The organism is Gilvimarinus sp. 1_MG-2023, assembly GCF_030548285.1.
The window spans coordinates 215,141-234,241 of the sequence record NZ_JAUOSC010000003.1 but is presented as its reverse complement, the minus strand read 5'-3'; the positions used below and the strand labels follow the sequence as shown (position 1 = coordinate 234,241).

The 19,101-nt window shown below is 49.8% G+C and carries 18 protein-coding genes; 11 read left to right on the top strand and 7 right to left on the bottom strand.

Features of this window, described 5'->3' with window-relative positions:
- Positions 1-1,713 carry a type IV-A pilus assembly ATPase PilB gene (gene pilB / locus Q4563_RS06565; protein WP_303604012.1) on the bottom strand — a complete coding sequence of 571 codons (1,713 nt, stop codon included), beginning with the start codon at positions 1,711-1,713 and terminating at the stop codon, positions 1-3.
- 331 nt (positions 1,714-2,044) lie between these two features.
- Here pilB and Q4563_RS06560 point away from each other — a divergent pair, with 331 nt between their 5' ends.
- Both Q4563_RS06560 and Q4563_RS06555 read left to right on the top strand, forming a co-directional pair.
- On the top strand, positions 2,045-2,512 hold the full coding sequence (locus Q4563_RS06560; protein ID WP_303604011.1) for a pilin: 468 nt from the start codon (positions 2,045-2,047) through the stop codon (positions 2,510-2,512).
- A gap of 1,001 nt (positions 2,513-3,513) precedes the next feature.
- On the top strand, positions 3,514-4,221 hold the full coding sequence (locus Q4563_RS06555; RefSeq protein ID WP_303604010.1) for a hypothetical protein: 708 nt from the start codon (positions 3,514-3,516) through the stop codon (positions 4,219-4,221).
- On the opposite strand, the gene nadC is transcribed toward Q4563_RS06555, so the two are convergent.
- Positions 4,216-5,085, bottom strand: coding sequence for a carboxylating nicotinate-nucleotide diphosphorylase (nadC, locus tag Q4563_RS06550; protein ID WP_303604009.1), 870 nt, complete (start codon positions 5,083-5,085; stop codon positions 4,216-4,218). The two genes, Q4563_RS06555 and nadC, sit on opposite strands and share 6 nt — an antisense overlap.
- 264 nt (positions 5,086-5,349) lie before the next feature.
- Here nadC and Q4563_RS06545 point away from each other — a divergent pair, with 264 nt between their 5' ends.
- The 4 genes from Q4563_RS06545 (at position 5,350) to Q4563_RS06530 (ending at position 9,882) form a co-directional block, all read left to right on the top strand.
- Positions 5,350-7,692 carry a DUF1631 domain-containing protein gene (locus Q4563_RS06545; RefSeq protein WP_303604008.1) on the top strand — a complete coding sequence of 781 codons (2,343 nt, stop codon included), beginning with the start codon at positions 5,350-5,352 and terminating at the stop codon, positions 7,690-7,692.
- Between the two features lie 161 nt (positions 7,693-7,853).
- The gene (gene ampD, locus Q4563_RS06540; protein WP_215975831.1) at positions 7,854-8,402 is read left to right on the top strand and encodes a 1,6-anhydro-N-acetylmuramyl-L-alanine amidase AmpD; all 549 of its coding nucleotides are present in this window, start codon (positions 7,854-7,856) and stop codon (positions 8,400-8,402) included.
- 33 nt (positions 8,403-8,435) lie between these two features.
- Positions 8,436-9,338: a regulatory signaling modulator protein AmpE gene (gene ampE, locus Q4563_RS06535; protein WP_303604007.1), complete on the top strand. Its 903-nt coding sequence runs from the start codon at positions 8,436-8,438 to the stop codon at positions 9,336-9,338.
- Positions 9,339-9,399: 61 nt separating this feature from the next.
- A complete protein-coding gene (locus Q4563_RS06530) occupies positions 9,400-9,882 on the top strand; it encodes a YajQ family cyclic di-GMP-binding protein (protein WP_215975833.1) in 483 nt (160 codons plus the stop codon).
- On the opposite strand, the gene cysZ is transcribed toward Q4563_RS06530, so the two are convergent.
- The 5 genes from cysZ to gatC all read right to left on the bottom strand — a co-directional run bounded on the left by cysZ (position 9,879) and on the right by gatC (position 14,196).
- Positions 9,879-10,634 carry a sulfate transporter CysZ gene (gene cysZ / locus Q4563_RS06525; protein ID WP_303604006.1) on the bottom strand — a complete coding sequence of 252 codons (756 nt, stop codon included), beginning with the start codon at positions 10,632-10,634 and terminating at the stop codon, positions 9,879-9,881. The genes Q4563_RS06530 and cysZ overlap by 4 nt on opposite strands.
- The gene (locus Q4563_RS06520; protein WP_215975835.1) at positions 10,635-10,931 is read right to left on the bottom strand and encodes a PA4642 family protein; all 297 of its coding nucleotides are present in this window, start codon (positions 10,929-10,931) and stop codon (positions 10,635-10,637) included. It abuts the gene before it with no gap.
- Positions 10,928-12,376, bottom strand: a complete 1,449-nt coding sequence (gene gatB, locus Q4563_RS06515; RefSeq protein ID WP_303604005.1) for an Asp-tRNA(Asn)/Glu-tRNA(Gln) amidotransferase subunit GatB — start codon at positions 12,374-12,376, stop codon at positions 10,928-10,930. Before gatB ends, Q4563_RS06520 begins: the two co-directional genes overlap by 4 nt.
- A 12-nt stretch (positions 12,377-12,388) precedes the next feature.
- The gene (gene gatA / locus Q4563_RS06510; protein WP_303604004.1) at positions 12,389-13,843 is read right to left on the bottom strand and encodes an Asp-tRNA(Asn)/Glu-tRNA(Gln) amidotransferase subunit GatA; all 1,455 of its coding nucleotides are present in this window, start codon (positions 13,841-13,843) and stop codon (positions 12,389-12,391) included.
- A 65-nt stretch (positions 13,844-13,908) separates the two neighbouring features.
- Entirely contained in the window at positions 13,909-14,196 is a 288-nt protein-coding gene (gene gatC, locus Q4563_RS06505; protein WP_215975838.1) for an Asp-tRNA(Asn)/Glu-tRNA(Gln) amidotransferase subunit GatC, read from the bottom strand.
- A gap of 364 nt (positions 14,197-14,560) precedes the next feature.
- On the opposite strand from gatC, the gene Q4563_RS06500 reads away from it, so the two are divergent.
- From Q4563_RS06500 to rng, 5 genes are all read left to right on the top strand, one after another.
- Positions 14,561-15,595: a rod shape-determining protein gene (locus Q4563_RS06500; protein ID WP_215975839.1), complete on the top strand. Its 1,035-nt coding sequence runs from the start codon at positions 14,561-14,563 to the stop codon at positions 15,593-15,595.
- 65 nt (positions 15,596-15,660) lie between these two features.
- Positions 15,661-16,485, top strand: coding sequence for a rod shape-determining protein MreC (gene mreC, locus Q4563_RS06495; protein WP_303604045.1), 825 nt, complete (start codon positions 15,661-15,663; stop codon positions 16,483-16,485).
- Between the two features lie 5 nt (positions 16,486-16,490).
- Entirely contained in the window at positions 16,491-16,988 is a 498-nt protein-coding gene (gene mreD / locus Q4563_RS06490) for a rod shape-determining protein MreD (RefSeq protein ID WP_215975840.1), read from the top strand.
- 9 nt (positions 16,989-16,997) lie between these two features.
- Complete coding sequence (locus Q4563_RS06485; RefSeq protein WP_215975841.1) at positions 16,998-17,636, top strand: Maf family protein; 639 nt, start codon at positions 16,998-17,000, stop codon at positions 17,634-17,636.
- Positions 17,633-19,099, top strand: coding sequence for a ribonuclease G (gene rng, locus Q4563_RS06480; RefSeq protein ID WP_303604003.1), 1,467 nt, complete (start codon positions 17,633-17,635; stop codon positions 19,097-19,099). The genes Q4563_RS06485 and rng overlap by 4 nt, the downstream gene beginning before the upstream one ends.
- Positions 19,100-19,101: the final 2 nt, after the last annotated feature.

The following is a 19,101-nucleotide window of genomic DNA, read 5'->3' as shown; positions in this document are numbered from 1 at the left end:
TTAATCCTTTGTAACGCGGTTGGCTTCTTCGAGGCTGGTAAGGCCTTGCGCCGCTTTGCGTAGAGCAGATATGCGTAAGTTATTGAATCCCGCCTTGTGTGCTTCTTTAGCAATATCCAGAGAGTTGCCGCCCTCCATTATAAGGCTGGCGATGGCCGGAGTGATGCGAACTACTTCATACACCCCGACTCGACCTTTATAGCCTTTCAGGCAACTATCACACCCCACGGGGTGGTACAGCTCGAACTCTTCGCGCGGGATACCGATCTCATCAAACCCCTCTTCGGTTAAAATCTCATCAGGGATGTCATCGGCCGGTTTTTTACATTTGGGGCAAAGGCGGCGAGCCAAGCGCTGGGCAATAATCAAGCTGACGCTGGTGGCCACGTTAAAGGCCGGTACACCCATATTAAGTAAGCGGGTCAGGGTTTCTGGTGCACTGTTGGTGTGCAGGGTAGAAAGTACCAAGTGCCCTGTTTGTGCCGCTTTAATGGCAATTTCGGCGGTTTCTAAGTCGCGGATCTCACCCACCATGACAATGTCAGGATCTTGCCTTAAGAATGAACGCAGGGCCTCAGCAAAGGTCAGCCCCACTCTGGTGTTCATTTGAACCTGATTAATCCCTTCGAGGTTAATTTCTACCGGGTCTTCTGCGGTAGAGATATTGCGCTCTTCGGTATTGAGAATGTTAAGCCCGGTGTACAGGGAGACCGTTTTACCGCTACCGGTGGGGCCGGTAACCAGAATCATGCCCTGGGGTTGTGCCAGAGTGTCCAAAAACAGTTTTTTCTGTTCGTCTTCGTAGCCGAGTATATCAATTCCGAGCTTGGCCGAGCTGGAGTCGAGAATTCGCAATACAATCTTTTCGCCGAAAAGCGTCGGCAAGGTGTTGACCCGGAAATCGATCGCCCGGGTCTTGCTTATTTTCATTTTGATGCGCCCGTCCTGCGGGACGCGTCGCTCAGAGATGTCCATTTGCGACATCACTTTAAGTCGAGCTGAGAGTCGTGTAGCAAGGTTTATTGGGGGCTTGGAGACCTCCTGTAAAATGCCGTCGGTGCGAAACCTCACCCGGTAGGTCTTCTCATAGGGCTCAAAGTGAATATCCGAGGCGCCGGTTTTAATGGCGTCCAGCAATATTTTATTGATAAACCGAACAATGGGGGCTTCGTCGGCCTCGGAGGTATCGTCATCGGTATTATCGTCACTGCCGGGCTCGGTATCCAGGTTGGCCAGTCCATCATCATCAAGGTTACCGAGAGCATCACCAATGCTCTCTTCATTGGCATTGATATAAGCTTCGATGGCTATGGCTAGCTTATCGGCCTCGACCAGAACGGCCTCGGTGTTAATGCCGGTATTAAATTTTATCTCGTCCAGCGCATGCAGGTTGGTGGGGTCAACTAGACCAATAAAGAGGCGATTGCCGCGGCGTATAAGGGGTAGGGCGTGATGTTTATCAATAAGCTTGGCATCTACCAGCTTAGATGGCATGGCGTGCGGATTTATAGCTTTAAGGTCAAATACCGGCGTACCAAACTCGTCGGCGGCTACTTGCGCAATTGTCTTAGCGTTTAAAACGTCATTTTTTGCTAAGTACATCGCAAACGGTAGTTTCTGTTTGTGTGCCTCGGCTAATCCGCTGACGGCTAGGGCTTCATCTAGGAGGCCATCGTTCACCAGTCGCCTTGCAAGTCCGTTTAATTCTGCCATATGAGTGTGCGCTTTTTTGTTCGTAAAATAGATTAGGTTGCAAGCTTAATGCATTGAGCACAAAGGTAGTTCTGCTTACTTTACGAACTGTTGGGCCTGTTGGCAATGTTTGTGTGGATTTGCGCTTTTTTAAAAGGGTGGTGTGACAATTTAGGGCAATGTTGGCCGCAGTGCGGCACCGAGAGTGAGGGTTCTATCTGGTTGACAAGCGAATAGCGCCTAGTTTAATTAGTGTTAAGCATCTTGGCCTGTGCTTTGCTTGGTTGGTAATTAGCCTCTCTAGGGGCGTTGGTTACACGTTATTTTACACTGAGCGTATTTGGAGGCTCTAATGAAAAAAGTACAACAAGGTTTTACACTGATTGAATTGATGATTGTTGTGGCGATTATCGGTATTTTGGCTGCAGTAGCACTGCCTGCATATCAAGATTACACTGTACGTGCACAGGTGTCTGAGGGCTTGGTTGCCGCAAGCGAGCTGAAAGTGGGTGTAACGGAGATGTTTGCCAACGGCGGTATGGCTGGTGTGGCTGCTTATGCTGGTGAGATAGCCGCTGCCGGCGCTGAGCTGCAAACCTCGAAAATTAGTGCCGTTGCAATTAACGGTGGTACTGGTGAAATTCAGGTGACTATGGGCGGTATTCCTCAACTGGGCGGCTCTAGTACTGTTGCCTTTGTTCCTACCATTGGTGGCGCCGCTATTTCTGATGCTAACTCAAGCGGTACCGTAGAGTGGAATTGTACCGGTGGTAATACTAATATTGAAGTTAAATTTTTGCCTGGTGAATGTCGCCTGTAATGCAATAGGCTGGAATGGATTCCAACACAACAACCCTCAGCCACGCTGGGGGTTGTTGTTTTTAGAATAGGGGTTTAAAGATGTGAATGAAGGCGGTATTTATAATATGTGCTGGCCAGCTAATGCCGGGCAATTGTATAGGTTTTCTTTCGCTGCCGATGATAGTCCAACTTTGGTAGCATAGGGTACTGCTGATTGTAAAAAATCATCAAGTACCAGTCAGCGTCTATCAACGCATCGTTCACTGATGAGCTACCACGGCTTGGGGTCCACTGCGGTTCTAAGCTCCCCAGCAGCCATCCCCTCGGCGCATATTCCAACGGTTTCCTCACCGATCCGTGCCTTGTGTAAAACGCTACCGCCAAAGACTTTGCTTAAAACGAGTGCTCGTGTACGGGCAGTATTGATCTGGTTGAAATGTGACCCTTTCAGGTTTTCTGCGTCGATGGTAAGCGTCCCCAAGCGCTTTAATGCGCCGCTCAACCGAGGTCATGTTTTCCCTGATGAGGGCGCGTCGCACTCTGCACGGGCTGGTTAAGTCAGCAGCGAAACGCTGTGTTGTCAATGACCAGGGTGGTAAGCCTGCATTATCGGGTAATTTTGATCCAGTAATAAGGCGGTCGCATCTCGTTTAGGTGGGGTAATTACTATCCATAAGGGCACAATTTTATTTGACCGCTGCAGGTGTCGCGTAGCTCTACGAAGTGCCTATTTCCTCTGCCTGTTTTTTTGTGCTCAGGTTGCGTAGCCTGCTGGCGTTTTCCAATAAATTTGCAGTTGATATAATGGGTTGGTGTGTGGAATAGGCGCAGGCCTATTGTTTAAAGCAAAGGCTCTTGATGTCTCTGAGTGTGTGTTTATAGTCAATGGCTGGGTGTGCAGGAGCGATCAGATTGTACTGTGGTTGCCTTTTGATAATTGAAGGCCGGCTTAGAGTTGTTTCTCCATTAGTGAGATTCTGCCGCCGTAATAGAGATGGCGAAAAATAGGTGGGCGAGATAATGAAAAATCGAATAAAGGCATTTGGTGTTCATTTGGCGATTAGTGTCGTTATATTTTTAGCGATTCTTGCACTGGTATATTTTGTATGGTTTCCGGGAGTACTCTTCCATGCCGGGGCGTGGCAAGGTTTAAAAATCATTGCCTTTGTGGATCTGGTACTGGGGCCTGTGCTGACATTTGTCGTTTTTAATACTAAGAAAAAAAGTCTTAAGTGGGATCTTGCTGCGGTGGGGCTGTTGCAAATAGCCTGTCTTGTATACGGCTTAATGCAGTTGGAGCAGCAGCGCATAGTCTCTGTGGTTTTAATGGCTGATCAGTTATCTATTGTGCACAAAATGGACCTGGAGCGAGCCGGTGTTGAGGTGAGCGATCTACGCCATCTTGGAGGTGGTTTGCCCGTGTTGGCTTTTTATGACTTGCCTGAAGATACCACGGCAGCAAAAGTCGAGTTGCAAATTATGGCTACTTTTAAAGGGCAGCCTCAACTTCAAGTTGACAATTATATTCCCATGCATAATGCGTTGAACGACGAAACTATTAATAAGCGTTTGCAGTGGCGGCTCGATCGCTTGCGCTATAATATTGATGAGCAGTGTTATTGGGTTGATATAGAAGATAAGTATGTCGATGGTGAAGCTTGTTTTGCGCCACAATATGGGGTTAAACAATTGGTTCAATATAAGGATGAGGCCACCCTTGACTCATGAGTCAGGGGTGATGCGCATCGATAAATCGATACAGGTAATGTGCTTCGTAAGTGCGCCAATCGAGACTCTGGAAAGAATACTTTTATAATGATTTAACATAGCCGACGATTGCAAGTGGATATTGCCGGAGGCCTCTAATTCAGCTTTGAATTGACGCCTTTCAAGGTGAGATTGTACTTGGTTCAGGTCCATTTCATCGAGCATGACGATGTCTGCGTTGGCAGCCAAAGCCTGGTCCAGCTCTTCTAGTGTTTCCACCTCTACTTCAATGGGCTTGTTCGGGGCAATTTCGCGTGCTTTGGTAATGGCTTTTTCAATGCCGCCTGCGGCAGCAATATGGTTCTCTTTAATTAAAAAGGCGTCAAATAGCCCGATGCGATGATTGTGGCAGCCACCGCAGGTGACAGCGTATTTTTGTGCCAAGCGCAGGCCGGGTATGGTTTTGCGGGTGTCGAGTATTTTGATGTCTGTGCCTGCGACCAGTTTGGCGTATTGTGCGGCGACCGTGGCGGTGCCAGATAATAACTGCACAAAGTTCAGTGCAGTGCGTTCGCCGGTTAGCAGTGAGCGAGCGTTGCCCTGCAAAGTGAAGAGTATTTGGTTGGCGTGGGCGATCTCACCATCGCTGATATTCCAAGTAATTTCTACATTTTCGTCTAGTTGGTGAAAGGTCTCCTCTACCCAAGCTTTACCGCAAAAGACACAGTCTTCACGGGTAATAACCTCCGCGGTTGCCAGCTCACCCTCTGGTACCAACTGGGCGGTAATGTCGCCAGTGCCGATATCTTCATCCAGTGCGATAGCGACGCTTCTTATGATCTCAGCTTGCAGGCTGGAAGTGAGTTCAGGGGCTTGATTGTGCATATAAAGTCTCAGAGAATTGGATAGTCAGAGTATTTTACAGCACATGGCCTCACTAAAGCGGCCTTTAGCGCCAATGTTACTTTAAGCGGTCCTGTATATGCCAGTTAGTTATCAGTAGGAGGCAAAGATAACTATTTGTTATTAGCTGGTGATGTAAAGTGTTGGAAGTGTGATATAGCACCCAATGTCTAAACTTAAGGTTGGGCTTGCCGATCTATATACCTATACTAAACAGTAACAGATACCCTCAGAAATGAGTGACTCATGACAGAATCATCTAACTCAAGCGATAAGGTTGTCAAAATCGGCGGTAATCGCAATAGGTCCGCCTCTGGCGTACTGACCAGAATGCCTGCTGCCCTGCACCAGATGCGAGAAAAGGCAAAAAGCAAACTGGCTCCTTTGCTCGGACGTTTTTTTGAGCAGGCGGATGATGCTCTGTTTTCTTTGGCGGATCAAGCATCCAATAATCATGAGCAAAATGCATATTTTGACTCAATGCGGGCATTGAGGTTATCGAGAAAGTCCACCGAAGACACATTTTTTGCGACTATAGATAAGGGTTTGGCACAATTGTTAGACCCTGCGCTTGAGCAAGAGAGTGAGGAAGTGGATGAATCCATTGATTCACTGTCTCTCGTGGGGAAAGAAGAGCTGGAAGATCTTGTGGCAGGCGAGTCAATGATGAAGCGTGCCAATGAAGAATTTGCCGAAAAAATCCAACACTTGAATTTGCGCATTGATCAGTTGGTGCCGGTAAAAGTTTACAATGAAAATAACCCCGTAGGTCCGGCCGCGATTTGCAACGCTTTTTTCGGTACCGCAGCGCACAATGACCTTGAGATTAAAGCGCGGCTGGTTTTATATAAATTGTTTGATCGCACCATTATGCAAGCCTTGGGTGGTGTCTACGATCAACTCAACGAGATGTTTGTTGAGGCCAATATACTCCCCTCTCTTTCTTCGCCGACCGCTAAGAAAAAGCCTCGGCCCAGCAGGGCGGGTGGTGCATCCGCGTCCCGTGGCGTCGAGCTGGATGAAGGTGCAGAGCAAGTGTTGAACTCGCTCAGAGAGTTGATGGGATCGGCACAAGTATCTGATGAAACACGCCCACAGGTAGGCCAGACGGGCACGGCCGGCGCCAACACCTTGTGTTCGGAAGATTTGCTGGGCTTATTAACTTTGGCGCAAAGACAGGCGGCTCCGGATCAGACTGCGGCTGTCGCTACGCCTGCCACACCGGCCCAAATAAGCACTATGTTGACCGAGTTGCTGCAAGAGAGTGGCAAAGGTGATAATGCCATCAATCAAGTTGACGCCGATGTTATCAACTTGGTTAGCATGATGTTCGAGTTTATTCTCGATGATCGCAACTTGGCCTCCAGCATGAAAGTATTGCTGGGCAAATTACAAATTCCGTTGGTTAAGGTAGCCATTGCCGATAAAACATTTTTTGGTAAAGGCGGGCATCCAGCTAGGCGTTTGCTGAATGAAATGGCGACAGCGGCTCTGGGTTGGCAAGAGCTGACTGAGGAGAAGCGCGAAAAAGATGCGCTTTACCAAAAGGTATCCGTCACGGTTGATCGTGTATTGGCCGAGTATGAAAAAAATGTCGATATCTTTGATGAATTGCTACTGGATTTCAGGGGCTTTCAGGAGCGCGATAAGCGCCGGGCGAAGATTCTTGAACAACGCACTATCGATGCCGAAGATGGTAAGGCCCGCTCGCAGCGAGCTCGGGCCGAAGTGGACGCCGCACTGGAAGAAATTTCCGCTGGGCACAGTGTGCCGCAAGCTGCCGCTGAACTATTAAGTACGGCTTGGGCGAATGTATTGTTTGTGACCTGCCTCAAAGAAGGTGCTGATAGCGAAAATTTCAATCAGCAAATTCAAACGGCCCGACAGCTTATCTGGAGTGTCACGGTCGATATGACACCGGAAAAGCGACAAAAGTTACTAAAACTAGTGCCGCGATTGCTAACTAAGTTGCGTACTGGTTTGGAAGAAATTGCCTTTAATCCCTACCAAATGGGGAAACTGTTTAAATCGCTGGAAAAGCTCCACCTGCAGGTATTACGGGGTCAGGCACCTGTCGAGCCGGCTCAGGCTGCCAGTCATCCCGAGCCGCAAGCTGAGGCGCCGCTAGTGCCCGCTCCCGCTTCCAGTGCAGCACAAGCTGAACCGACGGTAGCGGAAAGAGTGCACCGTGAGGCCATCCAAGAGCGATCGACTACTCCGGCTGTAAAACCAGTACAAACCGAACCTACTTCGCAGCAGTCTGTTTCAGCGGATGCTCCCGTGGGGGAAGCTGCGCAAGAAACCATCGACGGTCAAACCTTGGCGCTGGTATCTAATTTATCGCAAGGTGCTTGGTTTGAGATGACAGCTGCTACTGGTGAGAGTTATCGTTGTCGTTTGGCCGCTATTATAAAACCTACCGGTAAGTACATTTTTGTAAACCGCACCGGCATGAAAGTCGCTGAAAAATCCAAAGAAGAATTGGCCATATCCATGCGTGACGGCAAAATCCGCTTATTGGATGACGGTATGTTATTTGATCGGGCGTTAGAGTCTGTGATCGGCAATTTGCGTCAGTCACGCTCTTAGGACTTATGCTCGGAGTCTGCCTCAATGCTTTTGAGGTAGGCAAGCCTACCGTTACAATTGAAATTACAGCTTTGCGTCTCCTCTCTAGTATTTTTTCTCTGCTAATAAAGCCCCGCCACATTCGTTATACTGACACACTATTTTTCTGGCAGTATAAGTGTATGGCGCAATATTCAATTGTGGGTGGGTGGATTGATCAGGCCGAACGGTGCAGTTGCCCGAATTTTGGCGAGCGCCCTAACCCTCAAGACATCAGTTTGCTTGTTATTCACAACATTAGCCTACCTCCTGGTGAGTATGGCGGCGGTTGGATTGACCGCTTTTTTGCCAATAAGCTCGATCCGGCCGCTCATCCCTATTTTAGCGACATTGCCAATCTGCAGGTGTCCTCTCATTTATTAATCGAGCGCACAGGCGTCATTAAACAATTTGTGAATCTTGAGCAGCGGGCCTGGCACGCGGGCCGATCTGAGTTTAATGGCCGGGAGGAATGTAACGATTTTAGCATTGGAATTGAGTTGGAGGGGACAGATGATACCCCGTATACAGACGCACAATACCAAACATTAATAGCGGTGACGCAGGCGATTCTTACCTGCTATCCAGCCATAGACAAAAGCCGAATCCTTGGTCATAGTGATATTGCTCCCGGCCGAAAAACTGACCCAGGGCCGAGTTTTGATTGGTCGAGATATAAAATCGCATTATAAAAAAGGCAATGAATATTTGCCGCAGAGGTGGGTATGGCATTTTTAAGTTTAATTATTGTTCTGTTGTTGGTGCAGTGGTGGGGCTCAGGTAAGCCCTTGCAGCGCGATCAGTGGTTCTACCAGTTGTGGCTAGTCATTGAGCGGTCAGCAGATAGGCTTCCCTTTAAGCGCTATACCCCTATTGTTTTGGCCTTGGGGCTACCTGTTGCTCTATTGCTCGCATTACAAATTGGGTTGTATCGGGCCGATGGATGGTTTTGGTTGTTACTGCTCAATGTATTAGTGTTGTTGTTCAGTTTGGGGCGAGGTGATTTTAGTGCGAGTATTGGCCGTTATCTAGAGGCGGCGCAAGCGGATGATTCTGTTAGAGCCGCACAAGTTCTGGATGAGAATAACCTAGACCCGCAACTGCGCCAAGAGCGAACGTCCTCCAGCTGGATGGACTTGCACAATGAGGCCTTGCGGGTATTTGGCTACCGCGGGTTTGAGCGTATGTTTGCCGTTATTTTTTGGTTTATGGTGTGTGGGGCCGCGGGGGCATTAGGGTATCGGCTAGTGGTGCTAGCTTGGAGTCGCTGGCTGGCCGTAAATGATGCGCGCTCGGCTTGTTTGGGGCGAGTGTTGCTCTGGTTGGAGTGGCCTGCCGCCCGACTGATGGGGGTTGCCTGGGCATTGGTCGGTAATTTTGAGGTTTGTATGCAGCCTTGGCGTGAAAACTGTTTCAAGGCCGTTCCTACCCAGCGGTTTCTATCGAGCATTATTCGCGGTGCTTTAGGGGACGATCAGGCCTGTGGCAGTAATACGCTAAGCGCCACCGCTGCAACCCGTATAGAGCCTGCCTACTCATTGAGTCTCGTGAAAAATCTAGAGGGCATGTTTTCGCGGGCATTGCTTTTTTGGGTGGTCGTTGTGGCGGTGATCAGCTTAACGCTATAGGTCGAAGTACTAATTTTATTGATGGGCCCAGCTTTGGGCTGTTAGAGGAGAGAGGGTTGTTATGCCATCGTTTGATGTGGTTTCAGAAGTCGATAAACATAACCTGACCAATGCGGTTGATCAAGCCAATAGAGTGGTGACAGGCCGCTACGACTTTAAAGGCGTGGAGGCAAAGTTTGAGCTGAAAGAATATACCGTCACCATGACCGCCGAAGGTGACTTTCAGCTCAAGCAAATGCTGGATATTTTGCAAAGCGCAGCGATGAAAAATAGCATCGACATTGCCTGCCTTGACAGTCAGCCGGCGCGCCCCAGTGGCAAGTTGGTGATTCAGGAGGTGGTGGTTAAAACTGGTATCGAAACCGATTTGGCGAAGAAAATCGTCAAAATGATTAAAGAGCAAAAGCTCAAAGTGCAAACACAAATACAGGGCGATCAGCTGCGGGTAACTGGCAAAAAACGCGATGACTTACAATCGGCCATTGCCTTTTTACGCAGCTCCGATATTGAGCAGCCCTTGCAGTACAATAATTTCCGCGATTAGTCAGTGTTGGATTGTTTGCCACCAGCTTCTAATTCAGTCACCCAAAAAACGGTGGCACCAGCCACCGCAATGGGCATGGCAAAGATGTTAATTACAGGAACCATGCTGGCAAGCATGATCAGGCCGCCGAATGAATAGCTGGTTAAGGTGGGGTGGCGCAGTCGTCGGCGCAACTCAGGGAAGGGGGTTTGATGATTGTCAGCGGGGTAGTCGACATATTGCACGGCCATGCACCAAGCGGCCCATAAGGCTGAAACGACCAGTACGATAAGATTTACCCCAGGGATAAACCAGCTGACGAAAATCAATAATAAAATCAATAACCCGCGGGTGAAAAAATACCAAAGTTTTATCAGCTCGCGTCCCAGTGTGCGAGGTATTAACGCAGCCCAACTTTCGTCGGGCGGTGCAATGCCGGTTAGCTTTTGCTCAATTTTTTCCGCTAAAATACCGTAAAAAGGGGCCGCTATTAAATTAGTAATAACATTAAAGCTATAGCCATAAATAAACAAAACTGCCACAGCAAAAATCGCCCAAAGTAGCCAGGCCAGAAACTCCAGCCACCCCGGCAGCCACCCCATCAGTAGCGACAAAAAATCGCTAAAAACCGACATAAGCGCTAGCGTTGTACCGATAAAGACCAGTAGGTTGGTCAGCAGCGGTACGATAATAAACCGCTTTAACCCCGGGGCGAGCATTAACCTCGCCCCGCGGCTTAAGTGATCCAGTGCGTGTGATGGGTTGCCTTGCACTTACTGGGCGCCAGCCTTTTCTAGTATGGCCACATATGGCTCACCGTGGCGGTGTTGCTTGACTGTTTGCAAAAGGGTTTTCCCCTCTGGTCCCAGTGTGTTTAAGCTGTAGCCTGCCGCCAGGAAAAAATCGACAAAGGTGGCAAAATTTTCCGCCTTCATGCCGCGGTAGGCTTTTTCTAGCAAGTGATAGTCGTGGCTGATGCCCGCCGGGGCGGGGTAGTTTAAAAAGCCTTTAATGCGTTCGTCATCAAACACTTCACCCAGTACTTTTTGTTTGTCTTTTTTCAATGTCATTGTTCGCCCAGCTTCTTCAGTAGTATTTCGTTAACGGCTTGTGGGTTGGCTTGGCCTTTACTGGCCTTCATGATTTGTCCGACAAAAAAGCCCAGCATTTTGGGGCGTTTTTTATCGTCGGCATTTTTGTAGTTATCCACCTGTGCGGGGTTGTTGGCAATGACTTCATCCACCATTTTTTCAATGGCGCCGGTATCAGAGACTTGTTTTAGACCGTGCTTGTCAATAATCGTATCGGCATCGCCTTCGCCATTGGTCATGGCTTCGAACACTTGTTTGGCAATTTTGCCCGAAATAGTGCCATCTTTGATACGACTGATTAAGCCGGCTAATTGTTCGGCATTAACCGGGCAGGTGGCCAGTGTCGTCTCTGACTTGTTTAAGTAGGCCGCTAAATCCACCATTACCCAGTTGGCGGCAAGCTTAGCTTCGCCCGAGCCTTTGGCGACGGCTTCAAAAAAATCTGCCGTGGGGCGATCTGTAGTGAGTACTGCCGCGTCGTATTTAGATAGACCATATTCGCTCACAAAGCGGTCGCGTTTGGCATCGGGCAGTTCAGGTAGGGTGTTTCGAATTGTCTCGATATAGTCGTCGTCGAGTATAACGGGAAGCAAATCTGGGCAGGGGAAGTAACGGTAGTCGTTGGCCACTTCTTTGCTGCGCATAGAGCGTGTTTCGCTTTTGTCGACGTCGAATAAACGGGTTTCTTGAACCACGGTGCCGCCGTCTTCAATAAGGTCAATTTGCCGGGCAGCCTCAATATTGATGGCTTTTTCCACAAATTTAAACGAGTTAATGTTTTTAATCTCGCAGCGAGTGCCGAGTTTTTCCTCGCCTTTTAAGCGCACGGACACATTGGCATCGCAGCGCATAGACCCCTGCGACATATCGCCGTCAGAAATTCCCAGATAGGTAATAATAGAGTGAATTTTCTTTAAGTAAGCCACGGCTTCTTCGGCCGTGCGCATGTCGGGTTCCGAGACGATTTCAATCAATGGGGTGCCGGCCCGGTTGAGGTCGATACCGCTCATGCCGTGATAATCTTCGTGCAGGGATTTTCCCGCATCTTCTTCTAGGTGCGCGTGGTGCAATCGAATCGATTTAGTTTCACCGCTGGCCAGTTCGACCTCTATGACGCCAGGGCCAACAATGGGTTCCTCCAATTGTGTGGTTTGATAGCCTTTGGGCAAGTCTGGGTAAAAGTAGTTTTTGCGCTCAAACACTGAACGTTTACCAATATCGGCGTTCATTGCCAAGCCAAACATAACGGCAAATTTGAATGCCTGCTCGTTGGCCACCGGCAAAGTGCCGGGCATGGCCAAATCGACCGCGCAGGCCTGAGAGTTAGGCGCTGCCCCGAATGCCGTACTGGCGCCAGAAAAAATTTTCGATTGGGTGGAAAGCTGTACATGAATTTCCAGCCCGATAACCGTTTCCCATTCCATATTATCTACCTCTTACGCTGTTGCGGGGGCCGTTTGCTGATGAAAGTCAGTGGCCTGCTGGAATTGATGTGCGACGTTAAGCAGTTTGCCCTCGGCAAAATAATTGCCAATGAGCTGCAGGCCGATGGGTTTGCCATCGATTAGGCCGCAGGGAATGGATAGGCCGGGTAGCCCCGCCAAGTTGGTGGCAATGGTGTAGATGTCTTCCAGGTACATGGCCACCGGGTCGCCGCCCTTGGCGCCAAATTCAAACGCGGGGTTGGGCGCGGTGGGGCCGAGAATGACATCGACATCAGCAAAAGCCTCGACAAAGTCTTGTTTGATCAGGCGTCGCACTTGCTGGGCTTTGTTGTAATAGGCGTCGTAATAACCGGCAGATAAGGCGTAGGCGCCGACTAAAATACGGCGTTTGACCTCATTGCCAAAGCCTTCGCCGCGCGAACGTTTGTACAGGTCGGCAAGATCTTTGGGGTCCTCGCAACGGTGTCCATAACGCACCCCGTCAAAGCGTGATAAGTTGGCAGAACACTCGGCCGGTGCAATCACATAGTAAGCCGGCACCGCTAGATGGGTGTGCGGCAGACTGATGGGTTTGATGGTTGCACCTAGTGATTGGTAGGTTTTAATGGCAGCTTGCACAGCTTCGGCGGTTTTGGGGTTTAGGCCTTCGCCGAAGTACTCATCGGGAATGCCAATGGTTAAACCGTTTAAACTGGCAGCGAGGCCTTGAGTGTAATCTTCCAGTGGTTGATCGACACAGGTGGAGTCTTTAGCGTCAAAGCTTGCCATGGTGTTAAGCATAATGGCCGCATCTTCCGCAGAGCGGGTGAGTACGCCGGCCTGATCTAGGCTGGAAGCAAATGCAATCATGCCGTAACGCGATACCCGGCCATAGGTGGGTTTAATCCCGGTAAGGCCGCACAGTGCTGCTGGTTGGCGAATCGAGCCGCCGGTGTCGCTGGCGGTGGCACCCGGTGCGAGAAGCGCCGCTACCGCCGCCGCAGAGCCGCCAGAGGAGCCCCCAGGGACACAGTTGGTGTTCCAGGGGTTTTTCACCGGCCCGTAATAACTGGTTTCATTCGATGAGCCCATGGCGAACTCATCCATATTGGTTTTGCCGAGCATAACGGCACCGGCTTGCTGATAATTCTCGACAATGGTGGCATCGTAAGGGGCAATAAAATTGTCGAGCATCTTAGAGGCGCAACTAGTGCGTACACCCTTGGTGCAAAAGATGTCTTTATGAGCAATGGGAACGCCGCACAGGGCTGGGGCGTCGCCTGCCGCCAGTCGCTGGTCGGCAACCTGAGCCTGCGCCAAGGCGATATCGCTGGTTAGGGTGATAAAGCTGTTGTAGCGATCATCGTGTGCCGCAATACGATCTAAAAAGTGTTGCGTGAGCTCTACACTGGAAAATTCTTTGTTGCGCAGGCCGCTTATCAGCTGGGCAATAGTTTTGCTGTGCATGAACAGTGTCCTTGGTTTAAGGGCTGTAAGTGTGTGTCGTTTTGGTCGTCAATTTGAGCGCATGATCACTCGATCACTTTAGGTACCAAGTAAAGGCCATCTTGCGTGGCTGGCGCCATGGCTTGTAGTGATTCTCGCTGATCGGTTTCGGTGACTACGTCAGCGCGCAAGCGCTGTACGGCATCCAGCGGGTGGGCCATGGGCTTAACGTTTTGGGTGTCTGCCGCTTGCAGTTGATCCACCAGCTCCAGCACTTGGGAAATGCTTTGCGCGGTTTCGGCCGCCGCTTCTTCTGAGATTTGCAGGCGCGCAAGTTCGGCCAGCTTTTCTATATCGGACTGATCTACAGCCATGGGTGTCTGCTCCAAAATCCAGTTGTGGCGGCAAAACTTGTATTTTACCGCTCTGTTGGTCATTTTACGGTCGAATCTACCGCCTGCCGAGGTTAAATTCGGCGAAAATGTCGATAAACCCCAAAAAGGCGCTAAAGTTATCACATTTGCGCCTTGCTCTAAATCCCTGCCGTTGATAGAGTGCCAGCATTAGCGAGCTGTCTGTGGTTAGTATCTCTTAATAAGGTAGTGGCTATTAATCACAGATTATTCGTGTAACACGTTAAATGGGGCCCCTATGGGGTCATCGGACAGACACATAATTGTCGGCTCGGGGCTTAAGTTAAGCCTCGGGCTCGCTTAGTATCCAAGGCCAGCTACTCTCATGTTCAAATATCTTCGCGGCGCATTTTCCAACGATTTATCCATCGATCTCGGTACAGCTAACACTCTTATTTATGTCAGGGGCAGAGGCATAGTACTGGACGAGCCCTCCGTTGTGGCCATTCGACATCACAATGGTCAAAAAATAGTGGAGGCCGTGGGCACAGAAGCTAAGCGCATGTTGGGGCGTACACCGGGTAATATTACCGCAATTCGTCCTTTAAAAGACGGTGTAATTGCCGATTTTCAGGTCACCGAGAAAATGCTTCAGCATTTTATTCGCAAGGTGCATGAAAACAGCTGGTTTGCCCCTAGCCCCAGAGTACTGATCAGTGTGCCCTGTCTTTCAACAGAGGTGGAGAAGCGAGCCATTCGCGAATCGGCGTTAGGTGCGGGTGCATTGGAGGTTCGCTTGATCGAGGAGCCAATGGCCGCCGCAATAGGTGCTGGCTTAAAAGTAGCCGAGGCAAGTGGCTCCATGGTGGTGGATATTGGCGGTGGCACCACGGAAATTGCCGTAATCAGCCTCAATGGCGTGGTTTATTCTGACTCTGTGCGCATCGGTGGGGATCGTTTTGACGAGGCTATTGTCAATTACGTAAGACGCCACTATGGCAGTATTATTGGCGATGCCACGGCTGAGCGCATCAAGCAAGAAGTGGGTTGTGCTTACGCTAGCTCTGAGGTGCGAGAAATCGATGTGCGTGGTCGCAACCTGGCCGAAGGTGTGCCGCGCAGCTTTACTCTCAATAGCGATGAGGTATTGGAAGCATTACAAGAGCCGCTGGCTGGAATAGTGCAGGCTGTGAAGAGTGCTCTTGAGCAGTCGCCACCAGAGTTGGCCTCCGATATTGCCGAAAGTGGTGTTGTGCTCACCGGTGGTGGCGCTTTACTGCGTGATATCGACCGTTTGTTGGCCAACGAAACCGGCTTACCGTTTGTGGTGGCCGAAGATCCGCTAACCTGTGTGGCTCGAGGCGGCGGTGTCGCAATGGAAATGAACGACAAGCGCAATATCGACCTGCTGTCCTCCTAATGTTACCACCGAGCCTGTGTCTTTGTGATGCAGGCTAAAACCTTGGAGCAATAGCCATTAAAACGCTGTTTACCAAAGGCCCAGCGGTCAGTTCGCGATTTGTGCTGTTTGGTCTTTTGGCCATCGTATTGATTTTGCTCGGTCTGTATACAGACGTCCTCGATAAGCCGCGAAGTCAATTAATTGATTTCGCCAAGCCTCTCTACCAAGTAACTGACTGGCCCCGTCGGATTAATCATTGGCGGCAAGAGACATTTGTCGCGCGCGGTGAGTTGCTGCAAGAAAATAAACGTTTACAAACCGAACTCCTCATACATAAGCGCAAGCTACAGCAGTTGGCATCCCTGTCGGCTGAGAATGTGCGCCTGCGGCAATTGCTTAACGCCACCGAGCTACTTAAAGATGATGTCTTGGTGGCCGAGCTTATTGGGGTGTCGCCCAATCCGTTAAGTCATACCCTAATACTTAACCGCGGCACTTTAGATGGGGTCTTTTCTGGCCAACCTGTACTCGATGCCAACGGCTTGTTGGGGCAAGTGGTTGAGGTCAGCCCCCACAGCGCCAGGGTGTTACTGTTGACTGATCCAGCCCATGCGTTGCCTGTGCAAGTGAATCGCAATGGTGTGCGTACTATCGCTGAGGGCACGGGTGATTTGGGGATGCTGAAGTTGCGTCATGTATCGAACACTACTGATATTCAAGAGGGCGACTTACTTGTCAGCTCAGGCCTAGGGCAGCGTTTTCCTGCAGGATACCCTGTGGCGACAGTCAATCGGGTGAGCCGTGACCCTGGCCAGCCCTTTGCCGATATTTATGCCAAACCTATGGCGCAAATGGATCGAGCGCGCAACGTATTGTTGGTGTTTGATACTAAGCAAGCGGAGCGTTAACCGCTATGGTTCGCGAACGTTTTCCAACCTATCTATTACTGTTTAGCTCTTTGCTACTCGCTTTTTTATTGGATATTTACCCGCTCGCTCTGGAGTACCGTGTATTGCGCCCGCAGTTTGTGCTGCTAGTGGCAATCTACTGGGTATTTGTTTTACCGCAGAGCGCCTCTATGACGCTATTGTTCCTGCTGGGTCTTATGCAGGATATTGTGGTTGGAGTTCCGCTCGGTCAGCATGCACTGATATTTGTGGTAGTTGCCTATCTGTGCTTACGTTCATGTCGGCGCGTTCGGCACTTTGCCCGCTGGCAAGAGGCTTTGTGGATACTTTGTTTAGTCGCTTTGGGTCAAGCGATTTCCGGCTGGGTGCAATCTTTGGCGGGGCGCGAAATCACTGGGTGGCAATTTTTGTTGCCAGCATTGGCCAGCGCCAGTGTTTGGCCCCTGCTATCGCTGGTCATGGATGTTTTACGTCGTTATTATCGTATTGCACGACAAATTTAGGACCACATTATGCCTGAGCACGACACACCACCTGCCTTAGTGCTGGCGTCAGGCTCACCACGTCGGCGCGAATTGTTGCGTCAAATCGGAGTGGCATTCACTTCGGTGTCTATTGATGTGGAAGAGCAGCGCCGGTCGGAGGAGTCCCCCGAAGCTTATGTACAGCGTTTAGCTCTGGAAAAAGCTCAAGCTGGGCTGGCCAACCTGAACCCAAAAGAACAGGCGGTAGTTTTAGGGGCTGATACACTGGGGGTGCTTAATGGTCAGGTGTTGGAAAAACCTCATAATCAGTCCCATGCCGCGCAAATGTTAACCTCTATGTCTGGTGTAAGGCACCAAGTGTTATCCGCTGTGGCCCTGACCGATGGCGTTAAGCAGCGACTGGCGCTATCGACTACTTGGGTTACCTTTAGGGAAATAACTGCAGCCGAGATCGAGCGCTACTGGTACACAGGAGAGCCACAGGATAAAGCGGGTGGTTATGCCATTCAGGGGCTGGGGGCGGTATTTGTCACGGCAATCGAGGGCAGTTACTCGTCAGTCGTAGGCTTACCTCTAGAGCTGACTCAGAACCTGTTAGCTCAGTACAATATTCCCGTATGGGGTAATGCTGCTAGCGCAGCCAACGTGAATGAGAGCGACTCGTGAGCGAAGAAATTCTGATCAATGTATCGCCGGTTGAGACTCGTGTAGCGCTGGTGGAAAACGGTGTACTACAAGAGCTACACGTTGAGCGAACGCACAACAAAGGCTTTGTTGGGAATATCTATAAAGGAAAGGTGGTTAGGGTCTTACCCGGTATGCAGGCCGCTTTCGTTGATATAGGTTTAGAACGTACCGGCTTTATTCACGCGCAAGAGTTAATACCGGAATCTGCCGATGGCGATAGGCATTCCGATTTGCCCGATATTCGCACCTTAGTGCGAGAGGGGCAAGCCGTACTGGTTCAAGTCAGTAAAGACCCTATTGGTACTAAAGGTGCGCGTTTAACCAGCCATATCACCTTGTCCTCACGCTATTTAGTGTATATGCCCAATAGTTATCATATAGGTGTATCCATCCGTATCGACGATGAAGCGGAGCGAGCCCGTCTGAAAAATGCGGTTGAGCAGGTGGTTAAAGACGATGACAGTAAAGGTGGATTTATCGTTCGAACGGTCGCGGAGGGTATTAGCAGTGATTCGGTTATCGCTGATATTCCGTTCTTAAAAAAATTATGGCAAGGGCTTCAGACCAAAATGGGCGCTTGCAACGTACCGTCTGTGGTATACGAAGATATGCATCTCGCTTTGCGTTCACTGCGCGATTTGGCACGGCGTCCGATTGAAAAGATTCGGGTGGATTCACGTCAAAGTTGGTCGCAGATGCGAGAGTTTGCTAATGAATACTGCCCGCAATTGATCAACAGTATTGAATGCTATCAGGGTGAACGCCCTCTAATGGACTTGTACGGCATTGAGGATGAAATTGCACGAGCTTTAAACACCCATGTGCAACTTAAATCCAGCGGCTATTTAATTGTAGAGCAAACTGAAGCGATGACTACGGTTGATGTTAATACCGGAGCTTTTGTGGGGCGTCGCAACCTAGAAGAAACTATTTTTAAAACCAATATGGAAGCGGCTACTGCAATTGCCCGGCAGCTTAGGGTACGCAATATTGGTGGTATTATTGTTCTCGACTTTATCGATATGCAAGATGTTGAGCATCAGCGCCAGGTTATTCGAGCTTTAGAAAAGTCTCTCGAAAAAGATCACGCCAAAACCAAAATTACAGGTGTGTCAGAGCTCGGTTTGGTTGAGATGACGCGCAAGCGAACTCGTGAATCCCTAGGGCAAATGCTGTGTGAGACCTGTCCCGTCTGTCAGGGGAGAGGTGAGTTGAAGTCAGCAGAAACCATCTGTTATGAAATTTTTCGCGAAATACTGCGTGAGGCCCGTGCTTACGATAATGAGAAGTTTTTGGTGATGGCTGCGTCAAATGTAGTGGATCGGCTGCTGGATGAAGAGGCGGCTTACGTTGCTGATTTGGAGTCTTTTATTAAGCGCACGATCGAGTTTCAAGTCGAGCCTCTGTTTAATCAGGAACAGTATGACATTGTGCTGGTTTAATG

Coding starts and splice junctions, on each gene's coding strand:
- pilB (WP_303604012.1), bottom strand. CDS start 1,713: ATGGCAGAATTAAACGGACTTGCAAGGCGACTGGTGAACGATGGCCTC.
- Q4563_RS06560 (WP_303604011.1), top strand. CDS start 2,045: ATGAAAAAAGTACAACAAGGTTTTACACTGATTGAATTGATGATTGTT.
- Q4563_RS06555 (WP_303604010.1), top strand. CDS start 3,514: ATGAAAAATCGAATAAAGGCATTTGGTGTTCATTTGGCGATTAGTGTC.
- nadC (WP_303604009.1), bottom strand. CDS start 5,085: ATGCACAATCAAGCCCCTGAACTCACTTCCAGCCTGCAAGCTGAGATC.
- Q4563_RS06545 (WP_303604008.1), top strand. CDS start 5,350: ATGACAGAATCATCTAACTCAAGCGATAAGGTTGTCAAAATCGGCGGT.
- ampD (WP_215975831.1), top strand. CDS start 7,854: ATGGCGCAATATTCAATTGTGGGTGGGTGGATTGATCAGGCCGAACGG.
- ampE (WP_303604007.1), top strand. CDS start 8,436: ATGGCATTTTTAAGTTTAATTATTGTTCTGTTGTTGGTGCAGTGGTGG.
- Q4563_RS06530 (WP_215975833.1), top strand. CDS start 9,400: ATGCCATCGTTTGATGTGGTTTCAGAAGTCGATAAACATAACCTGACC.
- Q4563_RS06520 (WP_215975835.1), bottom strand. CDS start 10,931: ATGACATTGAAAAAAGACAAACAAAAAGTACTGGGTGAAGTGTTTGAT.
- gatB (WP_303604005.1), bottom strand. CDS start 12,376: ATGGAATGGGAAACGGTTATCGGGCTGGAAATTCATGTACAGCTTTCC.
- gatA (WP_303604004.1), bottom strand. CDS start 13,843: ATGCACAGCAAAACTATTGCCCAGCTGATAAGCGGCCTGCGCAACAAA.
- gatC (WP_215975838.1), bottom strand. CDS start 14,196: ATGGCTGTAGATCAGTCCGATATAGAAAAGCTGGCCGAACTTGCGCGC.
- Q4563_RS06500 (WP_215975839.1), top strand. CDS start 14,561: ATGTTCAAATATCTTCGCGGCGCATTTTCCAACGATTTATCCATCGAT.
- mreD (WP_215975840.1), top strand. CDS start 16,491: ATGGTTCGCGAACGTTTTCCAACCTATCTATTACTGTTTAGCTCTTTG.
- Q4563_RS06485 (WP_215975841.1), top strand. CDS start 16,998: ATGCCTGAGCACGACACACCACCTGCCTTAGTGCTGGCGTCAGGCTCA.